The sequence below is a fragment of the Undibacterium sp. RuTC16W genome (assembly GCF_049339445.1).
Classification (GTDB): domain Bacteria; phylum Pseudomonadota; class Gammaproteobacteria; order Burkholderiales; family Burkholderiaceae_D; genus Undibacterium.
This window is the reverse complement of record NZ_JBMPPE010000004.1, coordinates 291851-316819: the sequence shown is the minus strand read 5'-3', so window position 1 is coordinate 316819 and position 24969 is coordinate 291851. Positions and strand designations below refer to the sequence as shown.

Here is a 24969-nt window from a genome sequence, read left to right as displayed (position 1 = left end):
GGAGATACGGATGCGCAGGTTTCTGAAATTACTTTGTGTGCTGGGTACTGTTCTACCTTTGCCTTTATATGCACAGAGCACCATCAACGATGTCAGTTGGCTAAGCGGCTGCTGGCAAGCGGTCGGCGGCGATGCCGGGTCAGAAGAGCACTGGCTGTCACCGGCAGGCGGCAGCATGCTTGGTGTGGCACGCACTGTACACGGAGGTAAAACCGTGGCGTATGAATATATGCGGATACACGAAGACAAAAATGCACTGATCTTTACGGCAAAACCGTCTGGCAAGGCCGAAGCTAGTTTTTTGCTGTTATCCATCGATAGGCAGAAAGTTGTATTTGAAAACCTGCGTCCGGAATTTCCGCAAAGAGTGATTTACCATTTGCAGGATAATGGTAATTTACTAGGCAGGATTGAAGGTCGTTTGCAGGATGTCGACAAGGGTATTAACTTCCCCATGCATAAAGTAAGTTGCGCGGGAAAGTGATGTGATTGCATGGTTGTATGCTTATGCTGCAATGAGGGATAGTGTTGAACATATCCCTGTCTGCATTATGTAGTCTGCCTGCGCCCATAATAACTAAATCTTATCCCGGACTTGGTCGTGCATACGAACTTGCCAGCGCCCTACCCCGTCCTCACCCGCATGTGTATGTGTGTAATGTTGGATGATTGTGTATTGCTATTCGCTCACATGAGCGAACGAAAGTATCCGTTGTGTGTAGACCGGACATTGTTCATCTATTGATATCTGTTTTTTTTTGAAGTTTTCATAAAAAAACCGGAAGTATTTTTCAATACGTCCGGTTTTCAGATTCTGGCTCGCTGCGATTCTACAAACCAGTGTGGCTCGCGATAAACGCTTTCATTTTTTCGACATCCGCCGTCATTAGCTCAAATCGTTGCGGTAAGGCTTCGATGTTTTCAAAACCAGCCGGACGCTCTGCGTCTCGCCCCAACGCTTCTTGTATGGTTTCATTAAATTTTGCTGGCAAGGCGGTTTCCAATACGATCATGGGAACGCCTTGCTCTATGCGCTCCAGAGCGACCTTGATGCCGTCGGCCGTATGCGTATCGACCGTGATGCCATATTTTTTTTCAACCTGACGTATCGTCGTCAAGCGATCAGCGTGAACAGACTTGCCTGACTCAAAACCGAAGCGGGCGATTTTATTAAATTCATCGCCATCGCTGCCTGGCTTACCGGATAAATCGAAACCACCTTCCGTTTCTACCTTGCGGAATAAGGCTGCTACGCGGGCGCTGTCACCATCCAGCAGATCATGGATGAAGCGTTCAAAATTGGAGGCCTTGGAAATATCCATTGAAGGGCTGGTGGTATGCCAGGTCTCGGCTGATTTTCGTACTCGGTACACGCCAGTGCGGAAGAATTCATCAAGCACATCGTTTTCATTCGTCGCTACTACGAGTTTGGCAATAGGCAGGCCCATCATGCGAGCGATATGTCCGGCACAGATATTACCGAAATTACCCGATGGCACTGTGAATGAGACCTTTTGGTCATTGCTGCTAGTCGCGCTCAAATACCCACGGAAGTAGTACACCACCTGAGCGACAACACGTGCCCAGTTGATCGAATTAACGGTGCCGATTTTTTGGCGGGCCTTGTAGTCAAGATCATTGGAGACGGCCTTGACCATATCCTGACAATCATCGAACACGCCTTCGACAGCGATGTTAATAATATTCGGGTCTTGCAAACTGAACATTTGCGCAGTCTGGAAGGCACTCATTTTTTTATGCGGTGACAGCATGAAAACACGAATGCCTTGCTTGCCGCGCATCGCATATTCGGCAGCACTGCCTGTGTCACCGGAGGTCGCACCAAAAATGTTGAGTTCAGCCTGATGCTTAGCGAGGGTGTATTCAAACAAATTACCCAGCAATTGCATCGCCATGTCCTTGAAGGCAAGCGTCGGGCCATTCGACAGGGCTTGCAATATCAGTTTGCGACCGTCCTTCTCTTCCAGAACCCGCAAAGGCGTGATTTGAGCAGCATTTTCGCCTGTACGGACATTGCGGTAGACATCCGCAGTGTAGGTTTTGTCCGTGATGGCTTTGAGATCAGCGACAGGAATATCCGTCGCAAATTTTTTGAGCACTTCCAATGCCAGATCGGCGTAAGACAGTGTGCGCCAGACATTGAGTTCTTCACCGCTCACTTGCGGATAAGATGTTGGCAAATACAGGCCACCATCAGGAGCCAGACCACCTAAGAGTATTTCGGAAAAATTGGGGCGTGCGGCATATCCGCGAGTTGAAGCGTATTGCATAGGATGACTGACGAAATTGGAAGAGTTAGACGAATATTCTCTGCATTATATCGCCCTTACCCTGCTCCAGCCTGCGAAAATTTGGTCAAATCTCGGTTTAGAGCAATTGTACGTCTTTGGCTGTATTGAGTGCAAAGTCAGTTGTACGTAAATATCTGCGACTGGAGTGAAGTACCTGCAAAACATTATCAGATAGGTATAGCTTCATTTATAACTTACTCCGCACCCTATCCGGCTAAACGCTCAGGATGGCTGTACACGACAAAACCTTGTTCACGGACGAAGCCAATCAGGCAAATACCCCCGCGTTCGGCAATACTGATCGCCAGTGTGGTCGGCGCCGAGATGGTTGCCAGTATCGCGATACCGGCACGTGCTGCCTTTTGCACCAGCTCATAGCTTGCACGACTCGTCATGACTGCAAACCCCGTCCGGGATGCAAGTGATGTCGCTATCAACGAGATGGCTGATTGTTCGCAGGTCTGACGCGGAGTATCCGCCGTCATTGCACCAATCAACTTATCAAGTGCATTATGGCGGCCTACATCTTCTCTGACGATCTGTATTTCTCCATCCAAGTCACTCCATGCAGCCGCATGTAGAGCACCGGTCAGCGCGTTGACGGGTTGCTTAGACTGTAATTCTTCAAAAGCTTTTGCGAGTGCCTGCTTGCCGACCTGTACGTCACGCATGACGAGTGGCGTCGCCAGATCCAGCGCCGTCAGGCTCTCTAGTCCACACAGGCCGCAGCCGGTTTTGCCGGACAAACTGCGTCGCTTATCTTTTAAACGCACGAAGCAATCGGATGCAATCGTGATCTGTACTTCTATACCCAATGCCGCTATATTTTGTATGCACTCAATATCGTAAATCTGATCAGGCCGGTCCACGATTTGCTCTGCCAGACTGAAGCCGATAGCGAAGTCTTCGAGATCCATCGGTGTCGCCATCATGACTGCATGCGAAATACCGTTAAAAACCAGCGCTACCGGAATCTCTTCCGCAATGGCATCATCGGTACGCTCACTTGTGGTGGTGGAAAATTTGTGCCGCTCTATGTGCAAGCGACGGCTGGCACGTGCCATTTCATCGGGTTGAGTCATTTTGTCGCGATGCATGCTGCACGCCCTTTTTCAGTCAATACCAGCATCGTTCTGTCGCCGTCTTGCTCGGCATGCACCCAACCCAGACCGGGCTGCTGGCCGATGCAGTCATCCGCCAGATAGGCAACGCAGCGCAACAAGCTGCTATGTCGTGCACGGAGCTTCTTACTCAAACGTGCGATTGATACAGGTTCAGACTGCGTCACCAGCTCTGCCAGCAACGCATCGGCCAGATCGGCAACCGGATTAGCACCCGGCGGCCGATCTGGTTGATCTATTAGTGCATCCTCCGTCATTATTTGCCCGAAACTATTCCACTACCGCCGCTAGCACTGCGGTCTCTATATGGGGTGCAATCACGACCGGGATCGATTTAGAGGTCGGTGTACGGGCATAATCGGCGAAACTCGACAAAGGAACCAGGCCGTTTGTTTCGGGAAAATATGCCGCCAGGCAACCACGAGGAATATTGTATTCCACCAGCATGAAGCGTTTCACCTGACGTCGCGCATTGTCGTCACACAGACTCTCGATATCGACCCAGTCGCCAGCTTGCATCGCCAGCTCAGCCATATCTTCCTTATTGATGAACAAGACTCTGCGTTCACCAAATACGCCGCGATAGCGATCATTCATGCCATAGATCGTGGTGTTGTACTGATCATGGGAACGCATCGTCGCGAGATTGAATACTGGCGAGCTTCGGCTCTCACGTGCCTGATGAATCGGCAAATCTGTAGGAACCGCATGCGCATAAAAATTCGCTTTATTTGTCGCCGTTTTCCACAAACGTTCTGATGCAGTATTACGCAAATGAAATCCGCCCGGTACTTTGACGCGGGTATTAAAGTCGGCGAAATCATCGAACACAGCAGCAATCTTGTCGCGGATACGGTCATAGTCTGCAACCAGCCACATCCAGTCGGTTTTGCTGCGCCCCTTCAGGGTTGATGCAGCCAGTCTTGCAACAATCATCGGCTCGGACAAAAGATCAGGAGAAGCTGGCGCATTAATGCCTGAGGACAAATGCACCATACTCATGGAATCCTCGACACTGACCGCTTGCGGCCCGGTCGCCTGAATATCAATCTCAGTACGTCCAAGGCAAGGCAGGATCAAGGCGTCACGTCCGCAAACCAGATGACTGCGATTGAGCTTGGTCGCCACATGCACGGTCAGGGCGCAATTTTGTAAAGCTCTATGTGTGAGTTCTGTATCGGGTGTCGCCGTGGCGAAATTACCGCCGAGCGCGAAGAAGACTTTATTTGGCGCATCCAGCATCGCCTGAATTGCGCCAACAGTGTCGTAGCCATGCTCCTGTGGCGGCACAAAATCAAATACCTGTCCAAGCCGATCCAGGAAAGCAGCATTCGGTTTTTCATAAATACCCATAGTGCGGTCACCCTGCACATTGCTGTGACCACGCACAGGACAAGGTCCGGCACCGGGACGACCGATATTGCCACGCAAGAGCAGCAGGTTCACGATCATCTGGATCGTGGCGACGGAATGCTTATGCTGGGTAATACCCATGCCCCAGCAGGCAATGACTTTGCCGGCGGCCATGTAGATATCGGCAGCACGTTGGATCTGTGTGCGTTCCAAGCCAGATTCACGCACAATTACATCCCAAGGTTCCGCCAGTACTTCCGCAGCAAACTGATCAAAATTCGCCGTGTGTTCAGCGATAAACCCGACGTCGATAATGCGCTTGGCATTGGCAGCCTGCGCCGCTATATCGGCTTCAAGCACACATTTAATCATGCCCTTGACGGTTGCCAGATCGCCACCTATTTTCAGCTGAAAATAGTCGGATGAAATCGCCGTCGATTGCCCGCTGATCATCTCTGTCATGTCTTGCGGATTCTGGAATTTTTCCAAACCACGTTCACGCAGCGGATTAAACGACACAATCGCCGCACCGCGCTTCGATGCGCCGCGCAACTCACCTAGCATACGCGGGTGATTGGTGCCGGGATTTTGTCCAAAAATAAGAATTGCATCGGCAATCTGGAAATCCGATAAAAGCACGGTTCCTTTGCCGACACCGATCGCTTCACGCATCGCGAAACCCGATGGTTCGTGACACATATTCGAGCAATCCGGAAAATTATTCGTACCAAATTCACGCACAAATAATTGGTATAAGAAAGCTGCTTCGTTACTTGTGCGACCTGAGGTATAAAAAATTGCATCGTCCGGCGACGGCAAGGCATTTAAGTGCGTCGCGATCAAGTTAAATGCACTTTCCCAGGAAATCGCCTGGTAACGGTCGCTGCTGCGATCATATTGCATAGGCTGGGTCATGCGCCCCAGACCTTCTAGCCAGTAATCGCTATGGGTGGTGAGTTCTTTGACGGTATGCGCGGCGATGATATCCGGTGTTGCGCGACGCGCGGTCGATTCGGCGGCGACTGCTTTGGCACCGTTTTCGCAAAATTCAAAAGTCGAGGTGTGATCCGCATCAGGCCAGGCGCAGCCGGGACAATCGAAACCATCGGGCTGGTTCGCAGACAGCAGGGTCTTTGCGCCTTTGCCAGGAATACCTTGCTCGATAATTTGTTGTGCAACGCTTTTCAGCGCCCCCCAACCACCCGCTGGGCGGTTATAGACCTGAACCACTTTTTTATTCATAACAACCTCAAACATCAACACGGCAAGCCAGTCAGTTTCTTACATGCTTTATGTATTGAGTAATTGAACGAAGCGAACAAACCGAACGAACCAAATGTATACACAAAGAGACCAGGTGAAGAAAGAAACAAACCGGAGGAAAGAATGATTTATTGACTACTTACTACTTACTACTTACTACCATTTACTGCTACCTGCTACTAATACGACTACTACTTATTACTGTTCAGCGCTGATTAACGCTGATCGATACTGCTTAATACGGATTAAGTCTACCTTAGAAAAAAAGATCGCACAGAGGCGATCTTTTTTTCTGTTTAGTCTGTTCTTATTTAAACAAGACGATTGCTTTTTGCAAGGTAATCCAGATGCCGATTGAAAGTGGAATTCCTACTGCTGCCCAAGCAAATACGACAGTGACAGGGCTGCTGGCCGTAGCCGCGACGACCACACCGCTACTGTCAGTGGTCGCTGCAACGCTGCGATCATGGGCAAGCTTGCGCTCAGCAGCTAACTCTTCATCGGTCATAAAGACGCTGTCTTTCACTGGACGCACCAGCAAATTACAGATAAATCCGAGTACTAACATGCCTGCCAGAATGTACATCGTGACGTCATAGGCCTGAGCTTTTGGTACGCCATGTGCCAATTGGTATTCACGGATATACGTCACCAGAATCGGACCGAGCACACCCGCAGTTGACCAGGCAGTCAACAGACGGCCGTGGATCGCACCCACCATTTGTGAACCGAACATATCGGCGAGATACGCAGGCACTGTCGCAAAACCACCGCCGTACATCGACAAAATAATACAGAAAAACAGGACGAACAACGCCAGGCTACCAGCGTGCGCGACGGTCGGAATGGAGACATACAAAATGAAACCGAGCATCAGGAAAACAAAATATGTTCCTTTACGGCCGATGTAATCAGAGATTGATGCCCAGAAGAAGCGGCCACCAATATTAAACAAGGACAGCAAACCGGTAAATGCGGCAGCGATAGTAGCGATCTGTTTCTTTTGATCGCCACTCAAGTCATTGAAACCAATATCGAGACCAATTAATTTACCGCCGAATACTTCTTGCAGCAAAGGTGAGGCCATTCCCAAAATACCGATACCGGCTGACACGTTGAGGCACAAGACGCCCCAGATCAACCAGAATTGCTTGGTCTTCCAGGCCTTGGACAAATGCACATGCTTGCTAGTGATCATGGCATTATTTGCCGCAACAGGTGGGGTCCAGCCCGCTGGTTTCCAGCCGGAAGCTGGTACGCGATAGCCGAAGGCACCTGCCATCATGAAGACGAAATAAATAGCCGCCATGACCAAGAAAGTTTCCCATACGCCGACTGAGGTCGGTGTAGCGAAATGACGCATCAGCCAATCTGCCATAGGCGAGCCGATCATTGCGCCGCCGCCGAAACCCATGATCGCCATACCCGTCGCCATACCGCGACGATCAGGGAACCATTTAATCAAAGTGGACACAGGCGAGATGTAACCCAGACCCAGACCGATACCGCCGATCACACCGCCGCCAAGCCATAACAACCAGGCTTGATGCGAGTACACGCCAAGCGCAGAGATCACCAGACCGCTACACCAGCAGATCGCCGAAACAACACCGGCTTTGCGCGGACCTGCATGCTCCAGCCAGCCACCGAACAAGGCAGCAGAGGAACCGAGGAAGATGAAGAACAGGGTATACATCAGACTCAGCGTGGAGATTTTCCAGTCGCAGTTGCTGGCAAACAATTCGGCGATTAAGCCCATGTCAGCAGCGCAAGCCAGCGGTTTATCGATACCGATCGCTTTAGATAACGGCAACCAGAACACCGAGAAGCCGTACGCCATACCGATACATAAATGGATTGCCAGTGCGGCGGGTGGTACTAGCCAGCGGTTGAAACCTTCACCTGCAATGGTGCGTTCCTTTGCCAGTAAGGAATATTGAGATTGAGACATGGGAATCCATCCTTAGCTTGATCAAGCTTGAATAATTAAGGGGAATAGACAAACAAATAGCGTAAGCATTTAATTAAATGCTGCTGAATTGTCTTATGAAAAATTCTTTTTGACAATTCATTAAATTGTAGCAAGATTGTTTTGCAACATTTCCTTACTACGTACAAGGTTAATCAATATTCCTGACAGGTAAATGATAGCGGTATATAAATAAGCCTGACAATCAGACCTTTAAGTAAAAGATGAAGTACAGGGAGGAAGTATTTTTACAAAGCCCCCGTAAATGCTGCGGATAGAAGGTATTTTATAAAAAAATAGAGGGAGTATATTATTACCGGTACAAACCCCTATTCCAGAAACATTGCATCAAATAATGACATTCACAATCCAGAATCAGGCTGGAGCCGATCAATGGCCAACTGCATACTTCATTTATTTACAATTTAAACAATCTAGCATCAGCAATTCATATTAGCAGCTCATCAAGCAGCACGCATTAGCGATGAATAACCACCATCAGAGCCTTTGCCTCGGTCTTGCCTGTATTACGTATCGCGTGATTTTTATCCGCCTCATAGCGCGCCGTGCCACCGACCTTGAGTTTCTTCTTCACACCATCGACCTCCACCTCGACACTACCGTTCAATAGGGTCAAATGCTCGGTAGCGCCCGGATCATGCGAGTTTGACACCAGTGCACCGCCCGGAGCCAAACTGAGCTCATACCACTCATATTTACCCGCCAGCTCCATAGGTCCAAGGATTTTTAGTACATAACCGGCATGCTCTCCCGGGAGAGTCGGTGTCTCATGCGGCTCCAGCATACGGATCACATCGACCTTCGGCGTCTCTGCCGATAGCAACTCGGCAATACCAACCCCCAAGGCATTGGCCAGACGCCATGCGACGGCGATGGTCGGATTAGCTTTTTCCCTCTCAATTTGTGACAGCATGGATTTTGAGACTCCCGCGGTACGGGATAAATCCTCCAGCGTCAGATTACGATCCAGACGCATTCTTTGCAGAGTTGCGCCAACTTCGGGCGGGGTATTAGCCAGATTTTTTTTCATATTTCCGCTTGCATAGTTTTATAAGCACAGATAATATCCACTATATCGAACTTTAGTTCTTCATATCGAATATTTCAATAGATTAAAAACATCTTACCAGAGCGCAACGCTGCTGGGATGTTTTATTCAGCCATACCGGAGGTGACCATGAGCACAACAAACACAGCAACGACAACACTGACCGCAGGGACTACCCAGACGAAGCAAACTTTTTTTAATGGTCTGAGCCAGAATCTGGATACGCTGCGTCAGCAAGGACTCTATAAACCAGAGCGTGTGATTGCCTCTCGCCAGGGTGCGGAAGTGACCTGCGACGATGGCCGCCAACTCATTAATCTATGCGCAAACAACTATCTTGGCTTATCCGGCGATGAGGCGATGGTACAGGCCTCGATCAAGGCGACAGAACAATATGGTTACGGTCTGTCCTCGGTACGTTTTATCTGCGGCACACAAACAGTACATAAACAGTTGGAAAGCGCAATCTCCAGCTTCCTGGGAACAGAAGATACTATTTTGTACGCAGCCGCATTTGATGCAAACGGCGGCGTATTTGAACCTTTATTCGATGAAAACGATGCGATCATCTCGGATGCTCTGAACCATGCTTCGATCATCGATGGTATCCGTCTGTGTAAAGCGGCACGCTTCCGTTATGCACATAACGATATGGCGGATCTGGAAGTCCAATTACAAGCCGCCGCTGGCAAGCGCCATCGGGTGATCGTGACCGACGGTGTATTTTCAATGGATGGCACGATTGCCAAGCTCGATAAAATTTGCGATCTGGCAGATAAATACGATGCCCTGGTAATGATTGATGAATGCCATGCATCGGGCTTTATGGGTGCAACAGGTCGCGGCACACATGAACACCACAATGTTTTGGGTCGTATCGACATCATCACTGGCACGTTGGGTAAAGCACTGGGCGGCGCAATGGGTGGATTCACCTCGGCACGCAAAGAGGTAATCGATACCTTGCGTCAAAAATCCCGTCCGTACTTATTTTCCAACACACTGGCACCCTCGATCGCCGGCGCCTCACTCGCCGTGTTAGAGCGCCTGTCTTCGTCAACCGAATTACGTGATCGCTTGCATGCCAATACAGCGCATTTCCGCAAAGAAATTGCCGCACTCGGATTTACGACCAAGCCTGGCACACATCCGGTGGTGCCTGTGATGCTGTTCGATGCCCCTATCGCCCAACAATTTGCGGCTCGCCTGTATGAACTCGGCATCCTGGTAACCGGCTTCTTTTATCCAGTGGTACCGATGGGGCAAGCCCGCGTGCGTGTGCAATTGTCTGCAGCGCACACCACCGGGCAACTAAACACCGCTCTCGCCGCCTTCGCCCAGGCAGGTCGCGAACTGGGCTTGATCAAGTAAATCCAATTCAATCAGAGGTACTCAGGAAATCACATGGAAAAAATATTAGTCATTGGTGCCAACGGCCAGATCGGCAGCGAACTGGTTGATGCCTTAGCCGCACAACATGGCGCAGACAATGTCGTTGCCGCCGATATCAGCCCAAACAGCCTGTACGGTGCCAAGATCTATCAGGTTATCGACGTGCTGAATCCAGTCCGCCTTGCTGAAGTCGTCGAGCAATATCAGATCACCCAGGTGTATCAACTGGCTGCATTGTTATCTGCGACAGGCGAACAGGTACCGCTAAAAGCCTGGACCTTGAACATGGATGGCTTGCTGAACATTCTGGAACTCGCCCGTATCCGCGGAGAAGCGGGCAAGCCTCTGAAAGTCTTTTGGCCATCGTCAATTGCCGCATTCGGCCCCAACACACCGGCCGTTAATACGCCGCAGTATACGGTCATGGATCCAAGCACGATTTACGGCATTAGCAAACTGGCGGGTGAACGTCTGTGCGAATACTACTTCCAGAAGTATGGTGTCGATGTCCGCAGTATTCGCTACCCTGGCATCATCAGCTACAAATCGCCTCCTGGCGGCGGTACGACTGATTATGCGATTGCGATTTTCCATTCTGCCTTACGTGGTGAGCGCTATGACTGCTTCCTCGAAGCAGAGACAACGCTGCCGATGATCTACATGCCCGATGCGATTCGTGCCACGATTTCCCTGATGGATGCACCTGCAGGCAAACTTTCTATACGTTCCTCCTACAATGTGGCCGGTTTAAGCTTTAATCCACGGGAATTAGCCCTCGCAATCAAACAAAATTTGCCAGGCTTTGACATACACTACGCCCCGGACAGCCGCCAAGCGATTGCTGCAACCTGGCCGCAGAGCCTGGATGACAGCATCGCCAGCAAAGACTGGGGATGGCAAGCGCAAATCGGTCTGCAACAATTGGTAAGCGACATGTTGAAGAACGTCAAAGTCAGTAACGGAGCGCTTGCTGCATAAAACAAAAAAATCCGGATCAGCAAGACATTCTGACATCGCGATGATAGCGATCATAGCGATGCCGAATCAGACATGATCAGGATATACGAGACAAAGGACAATGTATGGACATGCGGGTATTTGATTTATTTAAAATAGGTGTAGGTCCATCCAGCTCCCACACCGTCGGCCCCATGCTGGCGGCGCGACGGTTTTTACTCGAATGTCCTGAATTATTTAAAGTCAGCAAAGTCCAGGTTGCGTTGTACGGCTCTCTCGCATTGACTGGCCATGGTCATGCAACGGATAAAGCCGTGTTGCTGGGGCTCATGGGCGAGACGCCACAAGATGTCATTCCCGACACAGTAGAAGACAAACTCACTGCCCTTGCTGACAGTGGCAGCATGAATCTGCTGGGAGAATATCCAGTCAAATTCGACATGATGGACGATCTGCTGTGGCACAAGCAGGAAGTCTTGCCAGGTCACCCGAACGGTATGCGTTTTACCCTGACGCGCAATGACGGTACGGTATGCGAACAAGTGTTTTACTCTACTGGCGGTGGCTTTATTTCGACTGAAGCAGAGCTACAGCAATCTGCTCAAGGCAGTGCCGACAGCGCTGCAAGTTCCTCGCTGCCCTTTCATTTTGGGACGATGGCCGAATTGCTGGCACATGGTCAGCGTAGCGGATTCTCCATCGCCGCAATGCTGCGCGCCAATGAAGTCACGCGCTGCAGTGATGCTGAACTGGATGCGGGCGTCGACAAAATCTGGTCCGTTATGAAGGGTTGTATTTCGCGGGGTCTGCAAATCTCCGGTGAATTACCCGGTGGTCTGCATGTCAAGCGACGGGCGGCCAAATTGTGGCGCAGCGCCAATGAAAGCGCGGATGTATTGCCGCATGACGGCATGCACAAGGTAAGCCTCTACGCGATGGCCGTTAATGAAGAAAATGCCGCTGGCGGTCGCGTAGTCACTGCGCCGACCAATGGAGCTGCGGGCATTATCCCGGCAGTTTTACGCTACTACGCAGAAGACTGCAAACCAAGTAATCCCGAGCAAGGCATACGGCAATTTTTATTAGTCGCCTCGGCGATCGGTATGCTGTGCAAGAAAAATGCCTCTATCTCCGGCGCAGAGATCGGCTGCCAGGGAGAAGTCGGCGTCGCCTGCGCCATGGCCGCAGCAGGCTTGACTGCCGCACTAGGCGGCACTAACGAACAAATCGAATCCGCCGCTGAAATTGGTATCGAACATCATCTAGGAATGACCTGTGACCCTATCGGCGGACTGGTACAAATTCCCTGTATAGAACGTAATGGCATGGGCGCCGTCAAAGCGATTACCGCAGCCTCTCTTGCGCTGAGGAGCGACGGCACGCATCACGTCAGTCTGGATCAGGTGATAGAAACCATGCGTCAGACCGGTGCGGATATGCAAACCAAGTATAAAGAAACCTCTTTAGGCGGTCTGGCCGTGCATGTAGTGACCGTCAATCACGCCGCTTGTTAGGCAGACTGCGGAACTCAATTGCTCTCTGTTTGTCTGATTCATCCAATCGAGTCTTACAGCGGATAAGGCCCTCGATGCCTTCATCCGCTAAGGTTTAGGCTTGGCGCCTTAACCTGACTCCATTTGTAATTCTCAAAAAATAAACTACTATTTTGATAGAGACTTTGTGCTGACGCAAAGTCCCGCTCGCTGGAGCATCCAGGCTGCAGATATCGTCCGCTCACTTGATACTGGATGTTCATGCAAGGGAAGGCATATCATGTACAACAAGATTCTTTTACCCGTTGATGGCTCAGCACTGTCGCTAAGTAGCGCCAACGCAGGACTGGAATTCGCTCAACAATTGACAGCAAGCATCGTTATTGCATTTATTGCGCCGACCTTTCAATACCCGATGTATGGTGAATTCATTCCACCAGTTACCCAGACCGAAGAGGAATATCAGGCAGCAATGCGAGCGCTCGGCGATCACTATTTCCAGACAATCAAAGAATCTGCAAACATGATAGGCGTTGCCGTCCAAAGTGAGACGACATTCAGTGATTCAACCGCCAAAGAAATCGTTCATATTGCCGGGCAATATAGTTGTGACCTGATTTTTATGGGATCACATGGCCGCAGTGGCCTTGGCAATTTTTTGCTTGGTAGCGTCACGACTAAAGTTCTATCCATTTGCCAGATTCCGGTATTAGTGCACCGTATCAAGCATCGCTAAAAATGACGGCTCGACATCCTCAGATCATACTGCTGAAAAAATTGAGGAAAAGCTGACGCAGTAGACTGGCGAACCTCTAGAAGTCCCCAGATGTAAAGTACAATATGTTTTACCTCATAGCGATCTTCAATGATTCCGATGAGGTAAAACGTATTTTATTTTGCCCTTCTTATCCTACTCTATCGATGATTCGCATACTGATTGCAGACGACCACACCATCATGCGCGAAGGTTTAAAGCGCATCCTGGATGGCATTGAAGATATACAGGTTGTGGCCGAAGCGGTAGATGGATTCGATACATTGGAAAAAGCGAGATTAGGCAATTTTGATGTGTTGCTGATGGACTTATCCATGCCAGGGCGCAGTGGTGTTGATCTGATTCGCCAGATCAAGGATGAGATGCCTAAATTGCCGATCCTGATCCTGACCATGCATGAAGAAGAACAATATGCAGTGCGGGCAATCCGTGCCGGTGCACGCGGTTATCTGACCAAAGAGAGTGCTGGCACACAACTGGTAACTGCTTTACGCAAAGTCGCCTCAGGACGTCCATATATCAGCATGGAAGTTGCCGAACAACTCGCGATGTCTGCCATGCCCGCCGATAACGGCTTGCCGCACACACAGTTATCTGATCGCGAATTCGAGGTATTTAACCACCTGGTAAAGGGACGTTCTATTACTGAAATTGGCGACCTGTTACACCTCAGCGTAAAAACGGTCAGCACGCACAAGACACGTATTCTGCAAAAAATGGGCATGAACAATATGTCTGATCTGGTGCAATACGCGATTTCTCATCATCTGCTTCAATCTGTCTGAACTGCACTGTCAGAACCTTCCTACTACCCACATCGCTCTTTGACGCACACGAGTACTACAGGATCGCGTGCCTATCTTGCTTAATGCCTGAAAAGACAGATTGAGTCATCGCTCTTCCGTTAGGAGTATTCCTACAAAGGACTCAGTAATTTCCGTCAGTCAAATCAGCATTCCCTGATATAAATCAATTCCCTTACTGATCATAATGAATTCATGCAAACACATGCATGCGTCCGTGAATTTATCTCAAGAATGATTGAGAAGTGTATTACAAATTTACCCAAGATCAGAAAAATGAGCCCGAGCTTAAACCTGTACATCGTTGAAGATTCTGTATTGATCCAAAATCGCCTGGTCGATTTCATGGACGATCTGCCTGATGTCCATATTATCGGCGTCGCAGCTGATATCAAGAGCGCCTACCAGGCGATTCTGGAGTCGGATATCAACGCGATGATTTTGGATGTGCAGCTTAGTGACGGCAACGGACTGAGCTTATTAAAAAGCGTCAAACAAAAGAAACCTGAGGTCAAAATTATCGTGCTCACCAACCACGCCACTGATGCAAATCACTTGCAAGCCATGCGAGCCGGTGCCGATGGTTTTCTGGATAAATCCACCGATTTCGCACAAATACTACGCATCCTGCATAACTGGATTCATGCAGAGCCATCAAAGAATTTGAATTAATCTACCTCGTGAGGGAAAACCATGTCTACCGCCACTGTTTCTACATCGTTGTCGAATACCAAAGTGACCGCCAGCCAGGCCGCCTATTTGTCGACAAGCGTATCGGCATCTGCGTCTAATGATGCTGGCTGGCGCTGCCACGGCACACTATGGTCAAATCTGCATGAGGTGTGTGACTTGCTCGGCATTGCCACTCCGTCAGCGTCTGATGACGAACAAGTTTTATTCCAACATGTGCGTTATAAAGCTGGTCAGCGTATACATACCATTGGTCAGAATTTCGATACCTTATATATCGTCAATTCTGGTTTTTTGAAGACCGTATTAATCGATGAATACGGCAACGAGCAGGTATTAAGCTTTCCTATGAAAGGCGATTTGCTTGGTATCGACGGTATACATACGCAACGTCACGCATCGGAAGCGGTTGCCCTCTCTGATTGCGATGTCATCTTAGTCCCGTACACAATATTTTCGTCCCTTGGCCGCCTGTATGCAGAATTGGAACAGGCCATGTTCCGGGCCATGAGCCGAGAATTAGTGCGTGAACAAATCATGATCGGTATGCTCAGTGCATTAAGTGCAGAAGCTAAAGTCGCCCGCTTTCTGCTTAATCTGGGTGACCGTTTTGCACAACTCGGTTATTCGAACAAACTCTTTAATTTACGCATGACCCGTCATGAAATTGGTAGTTATCTAGGCTTGACCCTGGAGACAGTCAGCCGTACCTTGTCTGCCTTCAATGAATTGGGACTGATCCGTGTTGAGCAACGCCAGATTGGCATTCTTGATCCTGTCGCATTAAAAACATTGCGTCGCTTACCACCCGCCAAAACCCGTCTCAAAGTGGGTGAAAAAGTCACCGCGCTCGTAGGAAAGAGCTTACTCCCGCAATGGAGTAAAGAGGTTGCGGTTGCACTGAATTAGTATAAGCTTAGTTAATATATCGACACTTGGTCTTAACCCTGAGACCTGCTTTCTCTATGACATCAAGGAGTCCGACATGACTTACAAAACCGTACTGGTCCATCTGGATGAATCAAGCCGCTCTGCGCTCAGAGTCAAGGTTGCTGCAGAGATCGCGATTGCGGACAATGCGCATCTGATCGGTACAGCGGTGACCGGTGTTTCACGCTTTATCTATCAAGACGGCAACATCAGCGCAAGCGATCCTAATTTGACGATCCATCTGAATTTTTTACGTGAACGTGCAGAAAAAGCGATCGCCAGTTTTGGTAAAAGTATGCAGGAATTCGGCGTAGCATCTTTCGAGAGTGTGATCGCTAACGATGAGGCTGGCGGTGGTATTGGCTTACAGGCGCGCTACAGCGATCTGGTCGTGGTCGGCCAAACGAATCGTGATGAGCCCTCGCCTTCTGTATTGCCAGATTTTCCTGAATACATCGTGATGAATTCTGGTCGCCCGGTATTAATCATTCCTTATACCGGCGATTTCACGACGGTTGCAAAACGTCCGTTGATTTCATGGGACGCCAGCCGCGAATCGACACGCGCGGTCACCGATGCGATTCCTTTATTAAAACGTGCTGATCTAGTGCAAGTGGCAATCTTCAATCCAAAGGCAACCCCAGATGCGCACGGCGAACAACCGGGTGCGGATATCGCACTCTATCTTGCCCGTCACGGTATCAAATTAGAAGTATCAGTACACAAGACTTCGACCGATATTGGCAATGCCCTACTCTCACTCGCTCATGACTTAGACAGCGATATGCTGGTAATGGGCGGTTATGGCCACTCACGTTTCCGTGAAATGATCATGGGCGGTGTGACCAGAACTATTTTGGAAAGTATGACCATTCCCGTTTTGATGTCACATTAAAATCAGCATTGATACAATCGATGGATGAAGGCACGTGAATTCGTGCCTTTTTTTCATCTACTTTTTTCCGCTAATTACTAACGACGCTATGTTCGTCAGAGCTAAAAACAGAGACGGAGAAAAATATCTAACATGCGACAAACTCCCCTAAAATATAGACTTGTTTGATACAACCCGAATTTAGCCGCCCGGATCCGCCGCTCTATGTTGCTCCATATGCCCAAAGAACTAAAACAAGCCAAATGGATTGCGCTGTGCCTGCTGGTGTTGTCTTGTGTCATGTGGCTGAATAAAGCCAACTTCGCACATTACAAAATCATTGCCTCCTTACCTTTGCATACGGCATTAGAAACAGCAACTATCGTCATTTTTTCCTCTGTGTTTATCGTCTGCTGGAACGCCTTTGGCGAGCGCCGTAAAAAGAGTAGCGTCATACTCGCCGTCGCTTTTTTATGTACGGCGATTTTAGTTTTTTTTCACGCGATCAGCTTCCAGGGTATGCCGGGTTTTTTGCAAGCAATTGATATGCATAAATCACTCAGCTTCTGGCTCATATCAAGGCTGATCGTCGCGGTCACCTTACTAGGACTTACACTTAGTTCCAGAGATACGTTTTCATCGCCGTCACAATCGGTTGCGATACTCGTCGCGGGAGTCCTGCTAACCACTATTTGTGTCGCTTTCATCTTAATTGCACCTGAGTACGTACCTTTGACGTACTCGGCGGAATCAGGCCAGACGACTTTCAAGCTGATGGGTGAGTCACTGTTGATCGGCCTCAATGTTTTGACGGCGACTCTGTTATATCGTCAGGCTGTCCGTATCAAGGATAAGCACGCGGAGGAGCGACTGCATATCGATAGAGCTTCGTTATTTGTCGCCAGTTCAACCATGGCGATGTCGGAAGTGTATTTCTCTTTATATACCGATGCCAGTGATATCTATGTCATCGCAGGACATGTTTATCAATTTCTGGCAGCGACGGCGATCTATCGCAGCATGGTTGCGGTAAACATTCATGCCCCTTACGCTACCTTGAGCGCCGCAAATAAAAAAATTGCGAGGAGTGCCGACGAATTGTCTGTCCATAAAGAACGCCTTACCGGCATCATCGAAACCGCGATTGATGGCATCATCACTATCGATGAGCATCAGAATATCATTCTGGCGAATCCTGCTGCTGCGGCGATGTTTGGCTACGCCATAGAGCACATGAACGGCACCTCGCTTAATGCAGTAATTCCGGAGCGGCATCGTAAGTCGCATGGCAGTCACGTCAAAAAGTTTGGCCAGACCGGTGACACAAGGCGAAAAATGGGCGGCAATTTCGAAGATTTTTATGTCACAGGCTTGCGCGCCAGCGGTGAAGAATTTCCCATCGAAGCATCGATCTCAAGCTTGATGGAAAATGGACATCGCTTCTATACCGTGATTTTCCGGGATATCACTGAGAGAAAAATTGCTAAAGAAAAAATGGCGCAATATCACTCGCAATTGAGTCAACTCTCCAGTGCATTACAAAGTATCCGGGAAGAGGAGCGCAAACATATTGCACGCGAATTACATGATGATCTCGGTCAACTTCTGGCTGCATTGAGGATGGATTTATCCCTGCTGCAACGCGATACCGAAATATCAGGCAAATCACAAAAGGCCTTGTCCAGCATGGATCAGTTGATATTAACTTCCATCACAACCTTACGCCGTATCGCAACCGATTTACGCCCACGCGCGCTGGATGAAGGGGGACTCTACTTTGCCCTGCAAACATTGCAAAAAGATTTCACCCAACGCCATCAGATCGAATGCCAATTGCGGGCAGACGAGGATCTGCTTAACCTGGATGATGCGCATAGTACGGCGATCTTCCGGATTATCCAAGAATCACTGACGAACGTAACTCGGCATGCTAAGGCGAATAAAGTCGTGATTGAGTTTGAGCGTACGAAGGACGAGCTGAGCTTCTCCATCAGTGATAATGGTCGCGGCATTGAGGAAGAAGATATGCGCAAATCACGTTCGTTTGGACTGGTAGGAATGCGCGAACGGGTAAAAGCAATGCAAGGTGAATTTTCAGTCGGCAGCAATCATGGCGAAGGCACGCGGATAGAAATCCATTTGCCGCTGACAAGCATCGTATTTAGCGAATCCGGCGCGTGAATCACCCGAAATTTGAGTCATCATTAGAACAATCACAGGAGTCAGCTTAAAAGCGTAAAGTGGCGTATCCTGACGATGTACCTTCCGGAGAATGATTATGTCGATTTCAGCCCTTAATGCAGGTTTATCAGGCTTGCAATCTTACCAGCGTGCCTTGGACAACTCAGCGAACAGTGTTGCGAATGCGAGCACCAATGGATTTCAAGCGCAACAAGTGTCATTCCAGGAGCAAAAAAATGGTGGCGTTACGACAACGATCAGTAATGGCCTAGAAACAGATGGCAGCTCAGCTACCCCTAGCAGCACGGATCTGACAAAAGAAATTATTCAATCTTTAGAGTTTAAAGCAGGATTTGACATCAACGCAAAAGTCGTCAAAACGGCAGATGACATACTGGGCACGATCATCAATATCAAAGCGTAATCGTTGACCACCCCAACTGTGTTTGACTGTCTTTAGCCGATTCCAGCTGAGTCACGCACCTATCCGACAAGCTCATCTAGGTGTGATGCACAAAAAATCAGGCATCAGCGACATATCAAAATACCATAAACCTGAGAGTCCGATTGCTAGTAGCAAGCTAGCTGCAACAACACGGACATATCGCGCATAGCGGCTAATTTTTGCATATCGTATGAGACCTGGCGCTAATAACAAATAGGGCAAGGCACTCAGACCAAAAATCAACATCAACATCGCACCAGACCTTGCGTCACCCGCCAGCAAAGCAAACGGTGCAACACCATACAATAAACCGCAAGGTAAACATCCCCAAGCCATACCGGTAAAAAACGGATACCGAGATGCATTACGCATCGCCAAGCTGAGGATATTAGTAACAGATGAGTTCAGGCGAGCAAATAACGCTGACGACGGAATCAGTGCCCGAACCAGATCTGTCCAGCCTGACAAACGCATTCCCAAATAAATTAATGCGAGATTCCCAACTATAAATAAGATTTGCTGAACCGGTAGATAAGGTCTGAACAGCATACCGGCAGTCCCTAGACTGCCAAACAATGCACCAACCAGCATATAAATAAAAATGCGCCCGGCATGCCTTAAGATTAATGGGGGAATAACCGGGGCAACGCTTTGTACAGTAGCTTGACTGCTAGCATCAGGTGTGGTGTCCGCTACTCGGATATGGATCACTTTTTTTTGGGCAGAGTCACCCGATGATTTCTCATCACCGAGGCGTTCACTATCCGCATCACCCAGCAGACTGGAGATACCTCCGCACATACCGACGCAGTGAATCCCGCCTGCCAGACCAGCGGACACTGCGGCAATGACGAGTGGTAGCGTCAACATAAGCAATGAAGAGTAAAGCGACGAGCGACGAACCAATAGCCCGTATGTTCTGTCAGATTGGGCATGACGATCTGTCCTTGATTTAAGTCGGATTTTTCGTCAGAACAACGGCGATGGCGGATTCTCTTGGAAGCCGCATGCCATCCGCATCTCTATGAAGTAATAGCGGTCTAATGAAAAATCCGGGTTCAATGCGTTTCCGTCATTAACAAAGCAGTTAAGCCACTGGATAATATTCCCAGCAACCAGAAGGAGAAAAAACCGATGGTGTAAACACCGGTGATATGTATCTTGATGCGTTCATCCAGAATGATCAACTCCATAGGATCAACCAGACTGAAAAATAAGCCCGTCATGACACAAGCCATTAAAAAAGCTGGCCACAACACGACCATCAATAATGGTCGTACCCGTGTTTGACGGTGAGTCGAATTGTGCGATTCCAAATCCTGTCCCTTTTTATTCAATGTCAAAGTTAACAGTCTCGATACGATGAGTAAAGTTATTTTGCTGCTTGTAGTTGTAAGGGTTTTTGCTCTGGATTAAACCAGTCACCTGTCAGACGCCATTCGCTTGTCTCCAGCTTGGCGTGAAATAACTTAACCTGATTAAATGACGATGATGATTGTGCTGGCAGATGACCTTCATAACTCCCCGGCACAATTTGCTTCAAAGGCAGACGCCTGACTAACTCATTCACCGACGTTGCGTTTGCTGCGGCATTCGCCAGACTCAACTGAACGGTATCAGGCAATACACCGTTACCGGATAGCTGCATCAATACACGTCCGGAAGAATCTAATGTAATTGCCGAGGTCAATTGAAGTGCTCTGGCACGGGCATCTCTTTGGATATCTTTATTAATCATCAAGCCTTGCTTGTAATAGTCCTCAGCAATAACTTTGTCGGCACCACGCCACGCAAGAAATCCGGTGAACAGACTTGCACACACCACAATCGCAGGCCCACCAACAACCAGCAGAAGCCAAGGTTCTTTGTACCAGCGGTCGGCTTTTGGTTTTACCTGCATGAATATCGCACTCATATCATTCTCCTATTTTGGCACCAGAAACACAGCCTTTTCAGTGACTGTGAATTTGGCAGCCTTACTATCCTTGACGACAAATCTGATACGGTTAGAGCCTGGCTCCGCCGCGCCGGGAGGTATGCGAACGCGCATTGGTATTGCTTTAGTCGTTGCCGCGTTAATACTCACCGTGGTCTCGCCTACGATGCGAATACCGTTGATACCTTTGACTTCAAACTGCACTTCTTTGGCAAGCTCTTCCGTATTCATGATCTGAATTTTGTAGACATTATCAATCGCACCGGTTTCCGTCACACGTGGCATACCGCGGTCACGGATCACATCCACTTTTAAAGGAACATGCAAAGCCAAAGACAATCCAGCTGCGAGAATGATGAGGCCGAGAATACCGGAATAGACCAAAGTACGCGGACGAAAAACACGTCTCCACATCGCATTGGAATCAAGTTGTTTAGTCAGTGCATGATCCGTGGTGTAGCGAATTAAACCACGCTCATAACCCATCTTATCCATCACCTGATTACAACCGTCAATGCACGCTCCGCAGGCGATACATTCATATTGCAAGCCATTGCGGATATCAATTCCCGTCGGACAAACCTGTACACAAATACCGCAATCGACGCAATCACCCTTACCTTCCACCTTATAATCGACTTTTTTATTTCGCGAACCACGAGGTTCGCCGCGTGCGGTATCGTAAGTAATTGTCAGCGTATCTTTATCAAACATCGCGCTTTGAAAGCGGGCATAAGGACACATATATTTACAGACCTGCTCACGCATCCAGCCTGCATTGCCATAAGTTGCAAAGCTATAAAATAGTACCCAGAAGGTTTCCCAGGGGCCGAGGGTAAAGCTGAATACTTCCGCTGCCAGTTGATGGATTGGCGTGAAGTAAGCGACAAAAGTAAACCCTGTCCATAAAGATAAAATAAGCCATGCACTGTGCTTCAATGATTTGATACCAAATTTACGTGCAGATATAGGGGATGCATCAAGCTTGATACGTGCATTGCGATTACCTTCGAGCCTGGCTTCTATCCATAAAAATATCTCTGTATAGACCGTTTGCGGACAGGCATATCCGCAAAACAAACGACCTGCAATAGCGGTAAATAAAAATAACGATAATGCCGAGATCACCAGTAAGACCGCCAGATAAATAAAATCTTGTGGCCACAGGACCAATCCAAAAATATAAAATTTTCGTGTGACCAGATCAAACAATACTGCCTGCCTGTCATTCCAGGTAAGCCAGGCGGCACCATAAAAAAGAGCTTGCGTAAAAAATACCAGTACCCAGCGCCAACTGGCAAACCATCCCTTTTGTGAACGTGGATATATTTTGCGACGCTCTTCAAATAAGGCTATTTCAGCCTCTTCTATCGGTACCGGTATGATGGGAATATGCTTCATAGTTTCTATCAAAGGAAGTGATGATATGAATAGCGAACATCTTCGCAACAACATCAGCACTTCTGATCATTCAGTGTCAGAACGACTGGCACTGAATTCATGGTGATCTCTTATTTTGCTGCCTCTGATGTAGCGGCCGGGGCACTTGAAACTTCCGCGATTTGTTGAACGGTGGCTAGCTCTGCCGTTTTTATCACTGCCGACGGGTCATTAGATAAACTCCACACATACGCAGCGAGCAAATGAATTTTTGCAGGCGTCAAAATAGTTTTATGTGCTGGCATTTGATTATTACGGCCTTTGTTGATGGTTTCCATCACGGCATCAATGCTGCCACCATATAACCAGATTTTATCGGTCAAATTCGGTGCCCCCAACGCCTGCGTACCTTTACCTTCAGCGCCATGGCAGGCGGCACATGCTGCAAATTTGGATTTACCCAGTGCGGCCTTGATCGGATCATGAGTAGAATTGGATAAGCTCAATACGTAATTGGCGACATTGCGCACATCATCATCAGTACCTAGCGCAGCTCCCATCGGCGGCATCTGGCCATGACGGCCCTCAGTAATTGTCGTGACGATCGTTTGCGGATCACCACCATATAACCAGTCACTATCAGCCAAATTTGGATATCCCTTACTACCTTGTGCATCAGAACCATGACATTGTGAGCAAGTATTCAAAAACAGACGTTGACCAATTTCTTTTGCCTGTGGATCTTTAGCAACTTCTTTGATGTCCATCGCCAGATACTTGTTAAAGATAGGTCCGTATTGCGCTTCACCATCCGCCATTTCTTTTTCATACGCTCCGGCCTGACTCCAGCCGAAACTACCTTGCCTGTCACCAAGGCCAGGATAGACAATCAGATAGCCGATACTGTAAATAATGGTGAGATAAAACAACCACATCCACCAGCGTGGCAACGGATTATTTTTCTCTGTTAAATCTCCGTCCCATACATGACCCGTTGTTTCGGCTGGCAATGGTTTGCCATCACTACCTATTTTTACTTTGACTGTAGATTGCGACCACAGCAACAATCCGCATACAAAAATACTGATTGCAACCAACACTGCAATCCCTATACTCCACCATTGGTTAAAAAAATCTGCCATGATTATTTTCCGTTCTCACTCTCAATTGGCAAGCGTGCCAGCTCTTCGAATCGGGCTTTGTTTTTACTACTGAATGCCCAGTAGAGAATGCCCAAAAACACGATCAGGCTGATCACAGTCACGACACTGCTGACGATGGTGAAATTAATGTCCATGGTTCATCCTCTCTCTTAGAAATCTGACTTGCTAGTAGTCATGGAATCCGGATAACGACAACACCATTAACAGGCATAGTTCAAATTGTCGTACCCAAAATTTCCTTAATTTTTATTTTTGATCGATGTGCCTAAAATCTGTAAATAGGCGATCAATGCGTCAAGCTCTGTTTTATCGGCAATTTCATCCGGGGCAGCTGCGATTTGCTGATCTGTATAAGGTACGCCCAAGGTTTTCATCGCTTTCAACTTCGGAGTGATCTCTGCTTTATCGAGTTTCGTTTTTGCCAGCCAGGAATACGAAGGCATATTCGACTCAGGAACAACTGAACGTGGATCATTCAGATGATCTCTGTGCCAGGCGTCGCTGTAACGGCCACCAACCCGGGCCAGATCGGGGCCGGTACGCTTGCTACCCCACTGAAATGGATGATCGTAGACAGACTCTCCTGCTACCGAGTAGTGGCCATAACGCTCAGTTTCTGCACGGAATGGACGAATCATTTGTGAGTGACAGCCATAGCAGCCCTCACGTAAATAGATATCCCGGCCGGTCAATTGCAATGATGAATATGGCTGCATCCCCTGGACTGGCTGCGTTGTCGATTTCTGGAAAAATAAGGGAACGATTTCTACCAGTCCACCGATGCTGATCGTCAGTATGACCAGTACCAATAACAATCCCACATTTCGCTCAATCAGATCATGAGTAAAATTACGCATATAAAT

Annotated in this window: 24 protein-coding genes; 11 read left to right on the top strand and 13 right to left on the bottom strand. The window is 48.5% G+C overall.

Annotated elements, in window-relative coordinates; translation table 11 throughout:
* Positions 1–10 precede the first annotated feature (10 nt).
* Positions 11–484 (top strand): DUF6265 family protein, encoded by a 474-nt coding sequence (locus ACO0K4_RS10365; RefSeq protein ID WP_422956538.1) that lies wholly within the window; start codon positions 11–13, stop codon positions 482–484.
* Between the two features lie 346 nt (positions 485–830).
* Here ACO0K4_RS10365 and thrC read toward each other — a convergent pair whose 3' ends face one another.
* From thrC to ACO0K4_RS10335, 6 genes are all read right to left on the bottom strand, one after another.
* Positions 831–2291: a threonine synthase gene (gene thrC / locus ACO0K4_RS10360; protein ID WP_422956537.1), complete on the bottom strand. Its 1461-nt coding sequence runs from the start codon at positions 2289–2291 to the stop codon at positions 831–833.
* 227 nt (positions 2292–2518) lie between these two features.
* A complete protein-coding gene (fdhD, locus tag ACO0K4_RS10355) occupies positions 2519–3409 on the bottom strand; it encodes a formate dehydrogenase accessory sulfurtransferase FdhD (protein WP_422956536.1) in 891 nt (296 codons plus the stop codon).
* Positions 3391–3690, bottom strand: coding sequence for a hypothetical protein (locus ACO0K4_RS10350; protein WP_422956535.1), 300 nt, complete (start codon positions 3688–3690; stop codon positions 3391–3393). The genes fdhD and ACO0K4_RS10350 overlap by 19 nt, the downstream gene beginning before the upstream one ends.
* Before the next feature lie 13 nt (positions 3691–3703).
* Positions 3704–6028: an FdhF/YdeP family oxidoreductase gene (locus tag ACO0K4_RS10345; protein ID WP_422956534.1), complete on the bottom strand. Its 2325-nt coding sequence runs from the start codon at positions 6026–6028 to the stop codon at positions 3704–3706.
* A 328-nt stretch (positions 6029–6356) separates the two neighbouring features.
* Entirely contained in the window at positions 6357–8000 is a 1644-nt protein-coding gene (locus ACO0K4_RS10340; RefSeq protein WP_422956533.1) for an OFA family MFS transporter, read from the bottom strand.
* Between the two features lie 496 nt (positions 8001–8496).
* Positions 8497–9069 (bottom strand): helix-turn-helix domain-containing protein, encoded by a 573-nt coding sequence (locus ACO0K4_RS10335; RefSeq protein ID WP_422956532.1) that lies wholly within the window; start codon positions 9067–9069, stop codon positions 8497–8499.
* A 147-nt stretch (positions 9070–9216) separates the two neighbouring features.
* Here ACO0K4_RS10335 and kbl point away from each other — a divergent pair, with 147 nt between their 5' ends.
* The 10 genes from kbl to ACO0K4_RS10285 all read left to right on the top strand — a co-directional run bounded on the left by kbl (position 9217) and on the right by ACO0K4_RS10285 (position 19606).
* Complete coding sequence (kbl, locus tag ACO0K4_RS10330) at positions 9217–10458, top strand: glycine C-acetyltransferase (protein WP_422956531.1); 1242 nt, start codon at positions 9217–9219, stop codon at positions 10456–10458.
* Between the two features lie 33 nt (positions 10459–10491).
* Positions 10492–11457 carry an NAD-dependent epimerase/dehydratase family protein gene (locus ACO0K4_RS10325; RefSeq protein WP_422956530.1) on the top strand — a complete coding sequence of 322 codons (966 nt, stop codon included), beginning with the start codon at positions 10492–10494 and terminating at the stop codon, positions 11455–11457.
* A 104-nt stretch (positions 11458–11561) separates the two neighbouring features.
* Positions 11562–12950, top strand: coding sequence for an L-serine ammonia-lyase (locus ACO0K4_RS10320; RefSeq protein ID WP_422956529.1), 1389 nt, complete (start codon positions 11562–11564; stop codon positions 12948–12950).
* Positions 12951–13209: 259 nt separating this feature from the next.
* Complete coding sequence (locus ACO0K4_RS10315) at positions 13210–13665, top strand: universal stress protein (protein ID WP_422956528.1); 456 nt, start codon at positions 13210–13212, stop codon at positions 13663–13665.
* 185 nt (positions 13666–13850) lie between these two features.
* Positions 13851–14489 carry a response regulator gene (locus ACO0K4_RS10310; protein ID WP_422956639.1) on the top strand — a complete coding sequence of 213 codons (639 nt, stop codon included), beginning with the start codon at positions 13851–13853 and terminating at the stop codon, positions 14487–14489.
* A gap of 294 nt (positions 14490–14783) precedes the next feature.
* Complete coding sequence (locus tag ACO0K4_RS10305) at positions 14784–15179, top strand: response regulator (protein WP_422956527.1); 396 nt, start codon at positions 14784–14786, stop codon at positions 15177–15179.
* 21 nt (positions 15180–15200) lie between these two features.
* Entirely contained in the window at positions 15201–16106 is a 906-nt protein-coding gene (locus tag ACO0K4_RS10300; RefSeq protein ID WP_422956526.1) for a helix-turn-helix domain-containing protein, read from the top strand.
* Between the two features lie 76 nt (positions 16107–16182).
* The gene (locus ACO0K4_RS10295; RefSeq protein ID WP_422956525.1) at positions 16183–17022 is read left to right on the top strand and encodes a universal stress protein; all 840 of its coding nucleotides are present in this window, start codon (positions 16183–16185) and stop codon (positions 17020–17022) included.
* Between the two features lie 204 nt (positions 17023–17226).
* Positions 17227–19182, top strand: a complete 1956-nt coding sequence (locus ACO0K4_RS10290; RefSeq protein WP_422956524.1) for an MASE3 domain-containing protein — start codon at positions 17227–17229, stop codon at positions 19180–19182.
* 97 nt (positions 19183–19279) lie between these two features.
* Positions 19280–19606: a flagellar basal body rod C-terminal domain-containing protein gene (locus ACO0K4_RS10285; RefSeq protein ID WP_422956523.1), complete on the top strand. Its 327-nt coding sequence runs from the start codon at positions 19280–19282 to the stop codon at positions 19604–19606.
* Between the two features lie 72 nt (positions 19607–19678).
* Here ACO0K4_RS10285 and ACO0K4_RS10280 read toward each other — a convergent pair whose 3' ends face one another.
* The 7 genes from ACO0K4_RS10280 to ccoO form a co-directional block, all read right to left on the bottom strand.
* On the bottom strand, positions 19679–20497 hold the full coding sequence (locus ACO0K4_RS10280) for a sulfite exporter TauE/SafE family protein (RefSeq protein WP_422956522.1): 819 nt from the start codon (positions 20495–20497) through the stop codon (positions 19679–19681).
* Positions 20498–20685: 188 nt separating this feature from the next.
* Positions 20686–20943 carry a hypothetical protein gene (locus ACO0K4_RS10275; protein ID WP_422956521.1) on the bottom strand — a complete coding sequence of 86 codons (258 nt, stop codon included), beginning with the start codon at positions 20941–20943 and terminating at the stop codon, positions 20686–20688.
* Between the two features lie 56 nt (positions 20944–20999).
* Positions 21000–21542 carry a FixH family protein gene (locus ACO0K4_RS10270; protein ID WP_422956520.1) on the bottom strand — a complete coding sequence of 181 codons (543 nt, stop codon included), beginning with the start codon at positions 21540–21542 and terminating at the stop codon, positions 21000–21002.
* Between the two features lie 9 nt (positions 21543–21551).
* Positions 21552–22964: a cytochrome c oxidase accessory protein CcoG gene (ccoG, locus tag ACO0K4_RS10265; protein WP_422956519.1), complete on the bottom strand. Its 1413-nt coding sequence runs from the start codon at positions 22962–22964 to the stop codon at positions 21552–21554.
* 110 nt (positions 22965–23074) lie between these two features.
* The gene (gene ccoP, locus ACO0K4_RS10260; protein ID WP_422956518.1) at positions 23075–24085 is read right to left on the bottom strand and encodes a cytochrome-c oxidase, cbb3-type subunit III; all 1011 of its coding nucleotides are present in this window, start codon (positions 24083–24085) and stop codon (positions 23075–23077) included.
* A gap of 2 nt (positions 24086–24087) precedes the next feature.
* A complete protein-coding gene (locus ACO0K4_RS10255; RefSeq protein ID WP_422956517.1) occupies positions 24088–24240 on the bottom strand; it encodes a cbb3-type cytochrome oxidase subunit 3 in 153 nt (50 codons plus the stop codon).
* 105 nt (positions 24241–24345) lie between these two features.
* Positions 24346–24963 carry a cytochrome-c oxidase, cbb3-type subunit II gene (gene ccoO / locus ACO0K4_RS10250; RefSeq protein ID WP_422956516.1) on the bottom strand — a complete coding sequence of 206 codons (618 nt, stop codon included), beginning with the start codon at positions 24961–24963 and terminating at the stop codon, positions 24346–24348.
* Positions 24964–24969 lie beyond the last annotated feature (6 nt).